Below are 11,521 nucleotides of genomic sequence, written 5' to 3' on the forward strand. Positions count from 1 at the left end.
AGCGGATGAATTATGGCGCTTGATGCGGATATCAAAGCACAGTTAGCGCAGTATCTTCAGCTCATGGAGGGCGAGGTACTGCTGAAGGTCAGCGCCGGAGACGACAGCGTTTCGCAAGAAACGCTGTCTCTGGTGAATGAGCTGGCCGAAATGTCAGCCAATATCAAAGTAGAACACACTTCACTTCCGCGCACGCCAAGCTTCAGCGTAAATCGTCCGGGCGAAGATACCGGCGTTACCTTTGCCGGTGTTCCGCTCGGCCATGAATTCACCTCGCTGGTGCTGGCCTTGCTGCAAGTGAGCGGCAGAGCTCCAAAGGCGGAGCAGGAGACTATTAATCAGATCAAAGGCCTGGGGGGTGAATACCACTTCGAGACCTACATCAGCCTGACCTGCCACAACTGTCCCGATGTGGTGCAGGCGCTGAACCTGATGAGCGTACTTAATAGCGGCGTAACGAGTACCATGATCGATGGTGCTGCTTTCAAGAGCGAAGTTGAGAGCAAGGATGTTATGGCGGTTCCGTCGGTCTACCTGAACGGCGAGTTCTTTGGCAGCGGCCGGATGACCGCAGAAGACATTCTCGCCAAGCTGGGTACCGGACCGGATGCTTCCGAATTATCCGGCAAGGCACCCTTTGATGTACTGGTGGTTGGCGGCGGTCCTGCCGGTGCAAGCGCCGCTATCTATGCGGCCCGCAAAGGGATCCGTACCGGTATCGTCGCTGAGCGCTTCGGCGGCCAGGTCATGGAGACGATGGGCATTGAGAACTTCATCGGTACGAAGTACACCGAAGGTCCGAAGCTCGCCGCGAGCCTGGAAGAGCATGTGAAGGAATACGAAATCGATGTGATGAAGACTCTGCGCGCCAAGCGTCTGGAGAAAACAGATCTCATCGAAATCGAGCTGGAGAACGGTGCCGTGCTGAAGAGCAAGACGGTTATCCTCTCTACTGGCGCCCGCTGGCGTAATGTGGGTGTTCCCGGCGAAGCCGAGTTCAAGAACAAAGGCGTAGCGTACTGCCCGCACTGCGACGGTCCTCTCTTCGCCGGCAAGCATGTCGCCGTAATCGGCGGCGGTAACTCCGGTATCGAAGCGGCAATTGATCTGGCGGGTATTGTCAGCCACGTTACTGTCCTGGAGTTCATGCCGGAGCTGAAGGCAGACTCTGTGCTTCAAAAGCGTCTGTACAGCCTGCCTAACGTAACGGTGCATAAGAACGTTCAGACCAAGGAAATTACCGGCACCGACAAGGTGAACGGCATTACCTTTATCGAACGCGACACCGGCACGGAGCAGCATGTCGAGCTTGAAGGTGTATTCGTACAGATCGGCCTTGTGCCGAATACCGACTGGCTTGCGGATACCCTGGAGCGCACCCGCTTCGGCGAAATCGTCGTCGACAGCCACGGCGCAACCAGCATTCCGGGCGTGTTCGCTGCAGGTGACTGCACCAACAGCCCTTATAAGCAGATCATCATCTCCATGGGCTCCGGAGCAACCGCCGCCCTGGGTGCATTCGATTATCTGATCCGCAATTAATCTGGCATTATAAATAACCGGTTCTGCTGTTTACCCCATGGGCAGCAAAACCGGTTTTTTTTGGTGCAATGCTTATGAAAAGCTATACTTTGATTTCTGATGGTAGGTTATTTCCCTGCCTTGAACACTTCTGATTCCGTTTTGTTTAACTAGAGCTGCTCGGACGCTGTGTCTCCAGCGGACACCCCCGGAATTTGGACTTAACCAGTCTTCTTCAGTCAAGGCCGCATTTTTCTCAACAATAGAATAAAGCTCGCTTAGTAAATATACATGAGATGGAATAATTAAATACTTATTGGTCAAAACCGCTGTAATCCGTGCATTCCGATTGGTTGTCATATAATCACCCTTTTTATAAAATTTAGTTCAAATCCGAATTGGAATACCTTATTCAACCTTAATAATTTTAATAATGTTTGCCTCTTTATTAAATCCAACGCTGACTGTACGTCCACTTTCGAACTCCTCAAATCCCCGGTATATTTTGGAAAACCCATTGAGCCTCCCCTTCTGGGAAGGGTAATTATCCAACTTAGGGATGCTGCACATAAACCGTTCGTCCTTAAACTCCACCATGACCTGGGAGCCTTTGGGCAAAGCTTCAGCAATCCGCGAACCAGCCGGGAAACGCAGCAGCCCGTATTTGAGATCGTTCTCACTGATCACCGCTTCTCCCGGTATGCTATCACCCTCTTCCATCTCCGTCTCCATCTCAATATCTTTAAATGTTGCCGTACCCGGTTCGCTCTTAAGTTTGATTAGTACTTCGATTAAACTCATCCTATCCTTCAGTTCACGCAATTCATTTCTCAATGAATCTACATCCAATCCCGAAACAAAAGTGATATAATCTGCCGAATTCATGCTCCAATACTCCTTTCGCAATATTTATTTAACACCACTTTAACACAAATAAAGTTATCAGTAAAGTTAAACCGGTTTTGTTTTAATAACTTTTTTTCACATCACCATAGTTTCCTATTATCTAATTCTGAACTGATATAAAACTGATTCACCCCATCATTATACTCTTCCACGTTAAATTATACAATTACTCAAATGAACTTTTTTTGTTATTTTACAAAGATTTATAACTTATTAGTTATTCCCCTTTTTATCAAACTCAAGCCACTCCAAAACCGGCAATGCCTTGCCCGGTATTTCATCGGGATCATAAGTCATTTCCAGTTTCGGCAATCCCGGAAACTTCTCCAAATACCTGCTGACACACCAGCGGACACTCCAGTTGGGATCGGCAGCCCAGGGAATCCAGTGTTCCACTTCATTTTCTGTTGCCTCCTGTAATAACCCGTACGCATACCAGCCTCGCACTCCGCCCTCCTGCTCCTCACGTAGATTTGTCCAGAATGTCGTACGTTCATCAGCACTATCAGGTTTGTGTAGCGCCTTAGCAGCGATTTTTCGGACCACAGATGACGGATCTTGTGTATAAGCCCAGAGCTCCGCACGTCCACAACGCTGCTCTTCGAGCAATAAGGTAAGTCCCAAAGCCCGCTCTATAGGATCACCGGAAACAATAGCTGTGAATGAATTTCGGACATCAATTGGAGCTGCGCGGTAGAGAGCATTGCTTTTGGAATAGCCGTTGTCCAGCGCTTTTATCACATTCGCAGCATTTACTCTGGGCGCTTGATTATCATAGCCTTCAAATGAAACTCCGCAATCCACCAGTACATTTCTTAAAGTGTCTGCCTGAAGCTCCGGATATCTGGACAATAAAGCTGCACACATCCCTGCTACAATCGCGGATGCCCCGGAGGTCCCCCAAAAATACGATAACGCCTCAGGCTGCTCGAATGTTTCGCAATAAGGAACCGGCAGATACACTCTCGGCGCGAGAATATCCGGTCTGAAATGCCCATCACCGTTTCTGCCGTACGGCTCATCCGGATGGGGAGAGTGCAATTCCGCTTTTGCAAAGCCATGATCATTGTAGCCGCCAACTGCCAGAAATTCTGACGGGGGCATGATATTGATTGAGCTTGAGTTACCGTTAGCACATATGACCAGGATGCCATGCTTAAGCGCCGGGGCCAGCGCCTGAACCGTTTGGTTTCTGCTTGTATTTTTAAGTAAAGTCACATCATCCAAGGCGTGCCAGCCCATGCTTAGCATGATTTTGATGTTCCATTCCCGGCTTCGTTCGAGAATATAATCGATCCCGCGGTCACCGTCTGCATCATCCGGCTCTTCGCAGGCTATGTCCCGGCACTCGATGGATAAATCCTGATTCACAGATATATATTTGAGCCGTGAACCCAAATGACGGATGGTTTGATGCGGCCTTAGCGTATCAATGATTACAATTCCGACGCCTCAGCCGGCGTCTTCTTCTGGCGGATAAGGAAAGCCGAGCCTTGACCATACGGGTTCATGCGGTTTACTTGTCATTACAATCTCATCCTTCTCTTTAAAAAGATTAATGCTGAGCTAGCCGGCTAAGTCAACAAGCTAAAGGCCACCCCAAATGAGATGGCCTTGTTGTTAAAGTATTCATTGTTATGTTGCATGCGAATATTGAAGTCACTCTAAGTCATATTAAGGGATGTGGAATATAGAGTTCCTCTAAGCTTGCTATTTCGTCAGCACTCAGCTGAATTTCCAGTGAAGAAACAGATTCTTCAAGATGGCTAATCCGGGTAGGCCCGATGACCGGAGCTATCGCGCAAAGCTTCCATCGTTTCAAAGGCTATACGCAGACATTTCTGGATCTGTTAACCGGCCAGGACATCGAGTCGATTGCACGACTGACAGATAAAACAAAAAATCCTTAACCGCTGAGCTCAGCAGCTGCTGAAAATGACTAATACCCCTTCGCCAGAACTGGCGGAGGGGTATTGCCTGAATACTATTAAGTCACAACCCCAAAAACAACCGTTCTCCCGCATTCTTCAAATACCTATACATCCCCGCACACAATCCGGCCAAAATGACGCCTATTCCGAGCATGATTACCTTTCCGTCTAATCCTGTCAGCAGGAACTTTAGCGCCACAGGCACCAGCAGGCTGACAAAACCCAGCAGCATCGCCACCAGCACCGCTGCGCTCTGCTTAACAACCTGAACCTCGGTGGTCCACTCCAGCTTGGGCAGCTTCAGGTTGACGATGACTCCTGTCAGGGCGGAGAAGCAGGCGTAGATAACCGGAATTACCAGGAGAAGCAGACTATCCAGCCATCCTGTACCCAGCGATATCATCAACAGCACACAGCTCACAACCGTAACCGGTACGGTAATGGACAGGTTCACCGCCACCTTGCTGAGCAGAATAATGTGCTTGGGCACAGGCGAGCTCCGCAGAATCCATAAATGGTTGCCTTCCAGAGAAATTGAGCTGGACGTAGTGCAGCTAAGGGCTACGAAAAATGACACAAATATTGGCGCCAGCGTGTTCAGATACTGCTGCAGCTGCGGAATATCGGCCAGCTGTCCAAGCTGCTCCGGACTGGTAAACAGCAGAGAGACTGACATTACGAGCAGCAGCACCATGCCGATTCCTGTATTCAGCACATAGATGGATGAGCTGAAATAGCGGCGCAGCTCCTTCCGGTACAGGGCCTGAAAGGCTGTGGATGCCTTAAGCGGCTGCATGGTATATTTACGGCCTGCCCGGCTGGTTGAAAGCCCGGTATGAATCGCTTTGTAACGGGTTCCCAGTATGGTACAGAACACGACGAAAGAAAGCACGGACAGCAGTGTGAATACAAGAAAAGCATCGACACGGTAAGCACTTATTGCATCCACATACAGCTCCGTAAGCGGGTACAGCTTGAATATCGTATCCGCCAGCCCTGTTCCCAGATCTGCCAGCTCCGGCTCGTTCCCGTCCAATGTGAAAGAGCCGAGAATAAGGACAACCACAAACAGCAGGGTTAACACCAGATTAATCATCCGGCTTGCCCGGAACCGGGAGGATACCCAGCTGATCAGTGCACCGACCACCGTTGCTGCAATAATCGGAATGAACGGGATACATAAGAGCAGCGGTACAAAAAGCAGATAATAATAGGCTTCCGGACGCACCTTTAACGCGTACACCACTCCCGCCGGGAGCATAACTATCAGAGTAAAAAACAGATTCAGCACATACAGCTGCAGTACCCGGCTCGCCACCACATGACTCGTCTTCACCGGCAGCGACATCAGCAGATCGTAGTCCTTGTAGCTGAACAGTACGCCGCCCGCTTTATACACCGTGGTGAAGAATGCAACCACTGATGTAACAGCCATCATAATGGCCAGGAGCAGATCCAGACGGCCGATTTGCTCAAAAGCTCCCGCCATCGCATAGCTGTATCCGAACGAAAACACGGCGGCCAGCAGCACACCGCAAACAATAGCAAGACTAACCAGAAGCTGCTTACGTCTTTCTTTTGCATCCTTCGTATGAAGGGCTTTATTGAGGCCAAAGGTGGAGAGCAGCTGCAGCTTCGTAAGTCTCCAGATATTAATCATGATCGATCAGCTCCATAAAGACTTCCTCCAGACTATTCTCCCCTTTTACATCCTCGGTTTTGCCCTCGGCGATCAGCCGGCCTTCCTTGATAATCGCTATTTTATTACACAGCTTCTCTGCCGTATCCAGCACATGTGTGGAGAAAAAAATCGCACTGCCTTCCCTGCACACCTCCGCCATGATCGTCTTCAGCGTATGGGCCGCCTTGGGATCCAGTCCGACAAACGGCTCATCCAGCACCAGCAGCTTCGGCTTATGGATAAGCGCAGAGATGATTGCCAGCTTCTGCTTCATCCCGTGGGAGTATGAAGAGATCATATCGCCCAGATGGGCAGTCAGCTGAAAAGCGCCGCCGTATTTGGTTATGAGCAGCTCACGGTCCTTACGGGGTACACTAAACAGGTCTCCGATGAAACCCAGGTACTGAATCCCCGTGAGATGGTCATACAGATCCGGATTGTCAGGAATATAAGCGATACGTGACTTGCAGGCCAGAGGATCTTTTTTCATGGAGATGCCGTCAATTTCAATCTCGCCCTCTTCAAAATCGAGCACACCGACCACCGCCCGGATCGTTGTCGTTTTGCCTGCCCCGTTATGACCGATAAAGCCGTAAATATCCCCTCTTTCGACTGTGAGACTGAGGTTATGTACAGCTTTCTTCCCGCCCTTATAGCTTTTCGAAAATTGTCTGATGGTTAACATGCCTTCACCTCTTCCATACTGTTCAACAACTGACTGTAATACGTATAGCCCGGGGGAATCGTTCATTCCTTCGGATAAAAAATCCGCTGTAACCTTTTTGCACCTTCGTCCGTCTATGAAAACAAATAACTAACCACAAACTAACCACGAGGTGAATTCTAATGAAAAAATCATTTAAGCTTGTTACACTATCCGCCGCTGCTGCAATCGCATTTACTTTTGCCGGAGAACAATTCGCTTCCGCCGCCGCCTTTACCGATCTGAATAATGTTGCGGATAAAGATATAATCATTGCCCTGCAGGATCATGGGCTGATCAAAGGAATCAGCGCAACCCGGTTCGGCCCGCATCTGCCGGTCTCTGAAGCGGAAGGCGTGCAAATGATCGTCAATGCTGCCGGGCTCAATCTGGATACGATCCGGTTTGTGAAGGCCCCTAAGGCTTCGGATTATTTCGTGAATGCGAATGATTCCGCCTGGTATGCGCAGGCTCTCATCATTGCCGGTGTGCACGGGCTGGACCTGCCGGCCGATCTCCAGCCGGGCAGTAAGCTGACGCGTGAAGCCTTTACCCATCAGCTTATTGACGCAATTGAACTGGGCGGACGCCTGCCGATGATCAAGATCGCACCTGTGGAGTTTGCAGATCAGGATCAGGTTACGGCGGAATATTCCGGCTCGCTCCAGCGTGCCCTGGCTTACGGGGTAGTGAAGCTGGATAGCAGCGGCAAGCTGAATCCGAAGCAGCAGATTACCCGGACTGAAGCTGCAGTGGCAATTAGTAATGCGCTCGCATATTTGAAAGCACATCCGGCACCGGGTGCCCAGAGCGAGATCCTTACCGCAGAAGAAGCTGTTCAATTGATTAAGGAAGCCGTAGGCCCGGAAGCGGATCTGCAGATCAAGATTGACCCGGCGGCCAGCATGAGCAGAGAATCGTTCACCTACTTGCTTATCAATACGCTGCAGTCAAGCGGCCAGCTGCCGATGTATAAGCTCATTCCGGTGGATATTGCGGACAACGCAGAGATGGACATTCTGAACTCGGGAGCCATTCAGACAGCAATTGCCCTCAAGATTGTCAGCCTGGATCAGGACGGCAATTTTAATCCGAAAGACCCGATCACCCGTACAGACGGGACTGCGATGGTCAGCCGGGTGCAGGAGATTCTGAAGAATAAAAACTCCTTATAAAAGTTTTGAAGTTGTTCATTCCTGTTAACAAACACCAAAAAGAACGGCACTGGATGCCGTTCTTTTTGGTGCGCATTGTTTATCTGATGCTGCTTCTGCTGCCCAAACGGCTTACAGAGCGCTGAATGTTTCCTTTACCTGAGCCAGCATCTTGCTGCGTTCTTCATCACCCGCACCACTTCCAACGCCGCCGAACAGGAGATGCTCCAGCACTTCAACGCCGCAGAATTCAAAGATTCCGCCGCCGGACGTCTGTTTCAGTGAATTGTTCATGCCAATAGCCTCATACACTTCACCCGGAGTACCGTGGGTGTTAACGATGATCCCCTTCTTGCCTGTGAACAGCTTGTCTATGCCGCCCTCCGCATTGTACTGATAAGCGAAGCCGTAAGAAAAAGCACGGTCTACATAGCCTTTGAGAATAGCCGGAAGCCCTGTCCACCAGATTGGATAGACAAAAGTAATAACATCCGCCTTACGCAGATATTCCTGCTCTGCGGCAATATCTGCCGGCGTGTTACCTTCACGCATCGCTGCAGTATCTGCAGGGGATAATACCGGATTGAAGCCCAGCTTGTACAGATCACGGACATGAACCTCGTGGCCCTGGCCTTGCAGAGCAGTTACTGCAGTATCAAGAATAGCTTGATTGAAGCTTCCTTCATGCGGATGAGCGTAGACGATCAGGTGATTCATTATTTTACAACCTCCGGTTATATAGTATTAGCTTACGGGCACAGGCTGTGCAATAAAAAAAGTGCCTCCCGAGATGTAACTATACCAGTTACAACTAAAGAAAGCAACTTCATTTTTCTATGGGCGGATAATACCGTAATGCACCAGATCCACGTACCTGCCTTCTTTTCTTATATGATCTCTCAGGATTCCTTCCCTACTCATGCCAACTTTCTCCATCACCTTACCCGAGCCTGCATTGGAGCTGAAGTAACGCGCAAATACTTTATGGTACAGCCTGTCTTCAAAAGCGAATTTGACCATTGCCTCTGCCGCCTCAGTAGCAAATCCGTTTCCCCAGAATTCCTCGCCTATCCAGTAAGCCAGTTCGCCATGGTTGAATTTGCCGCTGTGGGACAATGCTATCGCACCATATAATGCTCCGGTGAGCTTGTCTGTTACGGCGAACTCATACGACAGCTCTGCATCAAAGTTAGCCGCATGGCGGTCAATCCAGCTCAGGGCATCCTCCATCGTATAGGGATACGGCAGGTACATTGTTGTCTTGAAGATATTGTAGTTATTGCACAGCCTGGCTACCTCCGCAGCATCAGACGAGGTGAATAATCTGAGCAGCAGCCGCTCCGTGGAGATTGTTCTTTCACCGTTGTTATATGACATATGCAGCAGCCTCCTCAAAAAAGTTAGTGGTGACCAAATTTGCCGGTCTATTGTACAAGGAGCATTGAGTTTCTTTGGAATACCATGTCATTCGCCGCAGCGCACTTTATTTCCTCTATGCCGGGCACACGCTGCAGAATCTCCGCCATAGAGCGGCTCATCAACTTAGCTGCACTTTATACACTTATTATCCCTGTTTTTTGCTGCAACAGCACTTTAAGTGTATTTCGTGCAACTAAAAAAGCCGAAAACAGCCTTTTTAGCCGATTCGGACAGCTTTAGTTGCACAGAGTGCAGTTATACTGCGCAGATGCAGTTTTTCACTGTTTTTAGTTGCACAGAGTGCAGTTATTCCCGGACAGATAGTGGATTGCATACCCCTTACACCGGCAAAATAACGGTAAACACCGAGCCCTTCCCCGGCACACTTTCCGCCGACACATTTCCGCCGTTCAGCTCCACAATCCGCCGCACCAGCGCAAGCCCTAGACCGTTGCCCTCAGCGGAACGCGACTTGTCACCCTGATAGAACTTCTCGAAGATCCGTATCATTACTTCCTCGGTCATCCCCGTACCGGAATCCTTAATCCGCACAGTTACCGCATGCTCCGTCTGAGCCAGACTGACTGTTATCTCTCCGCCGCTGTCTGTGAACTTGATCGCGTTGCCCAGCAGATTCAGCCACACCTGCATCAGCAGCTCTTCATTCCCGTAATAAACGACCGGCTCAAGCGTAAGATCCAGATTAAGCGCCTTATCATTCCACTGGGCTTCCAGCAGCAGCAGGGCCTGGCGGAGCTGCTCATCAAGCGCGAACTTGATCCTGCCGGCAACAATCTCCTGGTTCTCCAGCTTGGACAGCTTGAGAATGTTGCTGGACAGCGATGACAGCTGCCGGGTACTCTCAATGATGAGCCTGCTGTAGTCCGCACGTTCCTCCGGCGACAGCTCCTGGTCCTGCATCAGCGAAGCATAACCCTCAATTGCAGCAATCGGCGTTTTGAATTCATGCGACACATTGACGATAAAATCATTGCGCAGCGTCTCCATACCGCCCAGCTCCTGAACCATGCTGTTAAAGTTCACCGCCATCTCGCCGATTACATCCACTTTATGGTCTTCATGCGCCACTCTGGCGCTGAAATCCCCTTTGGCTACCCGCTTCGCCGCTTCACTCAGATCGTTAATCGGAGCCAGCAGCTTCCGTCCGACAATTGCGGTAATGGCTGTACCGGTAAGCACGCTTGCAAGCAGCAGCACGGACACCGGCCAAAAAATATGAAACCGCCCTACATCAATCAGGCCTGATTTGACAATCAGCATGCTGAGGCCGAACATGAGTATCCCGTCACACAGCAGGATCAGAAAGACGCTCAGTACCAGCGCCCCCCACAGATTACCGTTTTTACCCGGCCTGCTCACAGATGCTTCACCGCCTTATACCCCAGTCCGCGGACCGTTACAATCTCGAACTCGGGGCAATCTTTGAAGCGTTCACGCAGCCTGTTGATATGCACATCCACCGTACGGGCATCCGTCTCTGAATCCATTCCCCAGATTTCGTCCATCAGCTGCTGGCGGGTAAATATTTTGTTCGGATAGGACAGCAGCTTGTACAGCAGAAAGAACTCCTTCTGGGGCAAAAGCGCACTGCGGTCCCCGCGGTGTACCGTCAGCGAATCATAATTCAGGATAAGTTCGCCGATTCCCAGCCTGCGCTCACTTACAATCTTAGCCCGGCGCAGCAGCGCCCCGACCCGCAGAATCATCTCGTTCACATCAATCGGCTTCACCATATAGTCATCAGTACCTGCCAGGTAGCCGCGCTGCTTATCTTCAAAGCTTTCTTTTGCCGTAACCATCAGCACAGGAGTATTATAGCCCGCATCACGGAGCCGTCCGGTCAGCTCATACCCGTCCACATTCGGCATCATAATATCGGAGATAATCAGGTCAATATGCTGTGTATCCAGCAGCGCCAGCGCATGCTGGCCATCCTCGGCCAGTACCGGGTTATAGCCGTGCTTCGCCAGTACGGTGCCTATCAGCTGCCGCAGCTTGCCGTTGTCTTCCACTACCAGAATGTTTATCATTTATGCACCTGCATTCTCTTAAGGTTCAATTCTTAACTATTGTACAACAACTTTATGAACCGATTGTGAACCAACGCACGTATCAGTAACTATACATAAGCTTCTCCCCTGCCTGCCGGCGGCACGGAGTTGATGTTCAGTTCATAATCGTATGT

At 50.2% G+C, this 11,521-nt stretch carries 10 protein-coding genes; 2 read left to right on the forward strand and 8 right to left on the reverse strand.

Annotated elements, in window-relative coordinates; translation table 11 throughout:
• The first annotated feature begins 12 nt into the window (after positions 1-12).
• Positions 13-1,542 carry an alkyl hydroperoxide reductase subunit F gene (ahpF, locus tag R70331_RS21345; protein ID WP_042178866.1) on the forward strand — a complete coding sequence of 510 codons (1,530 nt, stop codon included), beginning with the start codon at positions 13-15 and terminating at the stop codon, positions 1,540-1,542.
• Positions 1,543-1,929: 387 nt separating this feature from the next.
• Here ahpF and R70331_RS21350 read toward each other — a convergent pair whose 3' ends face one another.
• From R70331_RS21350 to R70331_RS21365, 4 genes are all read right to left on the reverse strand, one after another.
• Complete coding sequence (locus R70331_RS21350) at positions 1,930-2,406, reverse strand: hypothetical protein (protein WP_042178869.1); 477 nt, start codon at positions 2,404-2,406, stop codon at positions 1,930-1,932.
• A 234-nt stretch (positions 2,407-2,640) separates the two neighbouring features.
• Positions 2,641-3,798 carry a S8/S53 family peptidase gene (locus tag R70331_RS21355; RefSeq protein WP_156131168.1) on the reverse strand — a complete coding sequence of 386 codons (1,158 nt, stop codon included), beginning with the start codon at positions 3,796-3,798 and terminating at the stop codon, positions 2,641-2,643.
• A gap of 621 nt (positions 3,799-4,419) precedes the next feature.
• A complete protein-coding gene (locus tag R70331_RS21360) occupies positions 4,420-6,018 on the reverse strand; it encodes a hypothetical protein (protein ID WP_042178874.1) in 1,599 nt (532 codons plus the stop codon).
• A complete protein-coding gene (locus tag R70331_RS21365; RefSeq protein WP_042178877.1) occupies positions 6,011-6,724 on the reverse strand; it encodes an ABC transporter ATP-binding protein in 714 nt (237 codons plus the stop codon). Before R70331_RS21365 ends, R70331_RS21360 begins: the two co-directional genes overlap by 8 nt.
• A gap of 161 nt (positions 6,725-6,885) precedes the next feature.
• Between R70331_RS21365 and R70331_RS31195 the strand changes: the two genes are divergently transcribed.
• A complete protein-coding gene (locus R70331_RS31195) occupies positions 6,886-7,917 on the forward strand; it encodes an S-layer homology domain-containing protein (protein WP_081947696.1) in 1,032 nt (343 codons plus the stop codon).
• A 111-nt stretch (positions 7,918-8,028) separates the two neighbouring features.
• On the opposite strand, the gene R70331_RS21375 is transcribed toward R70331_RS31195, so the two are convergent.
• From R70331_RS21375 to R70331_RS21390, 4 genes are all read right to left on the reverse strand, one after another.
• Positions 8,029-8,613 carry an NAD(P)H-dependent oxidoreductase gene (locus tag R70331_RS21375; RefSeq protein ID WP_042178880.1) on the reverse strand — a complete coding sequence of 195 codons (585 nt, stop codon included), beginning with the start codon at positions 8,611-8,613 and terminating at the stop codon, positions 8,029-8,031.
• Positions 8,614-8,730: 117 nt separating this feature from the next.
• Positions 8,731-9,273, reverse strand: coding sequence for a GNAT family N-acetyltransferase (locus R70331_RS21380; protein WP_042178882.1), 543 nt, complete (start codon positions 9,271-9,273; stop codon positions 8,731-8,733).
• A 381-nt stretch (positions 9,274-9,654) separates the two neighbouring features.
• Positions 9,655-10,695 carry a HAMP domain-containing sensor histidine kinase gene (locus tag R70331_RS21385; protein ID WP_042178885.1) on the reverse strand — a complete coding sequence of 347 codons (1,041 nt, stop codon included), beginning with the start codon at positions 10,693-10,695 and terminating at the stop codon, positions 9,655-9,657.
• Positions 10,692-11,366 (reverse strand): response regulator transcription factor, encoded by a 675-nt coding sequence (locus R70331_RS21390; RefSeq protein ID WP_042178887.1) that lies wholly within the window; start codon positions 11,364-11,366, stop codon positions 10,692-10,694. Before R70331_RS21390 ends, R70331_RS21385 begins: the two co-directional genes overlap by 4 nt.
• Between the last annotated feature and the right edge of the window lie 155 nt (positions 11,367-11,521).

The organism is Paenibacillus sp. FSL R7-0331, from assembly GCF_000758645.1.
In the GTDB taxonomy this organism is placed as follows: Bacteria; Bacillota; Bacilli; order Paenibacillales; family Paenibacillaceae; genus Paenibacillus_AQ; species Paenibacillus_AQ camerounensis.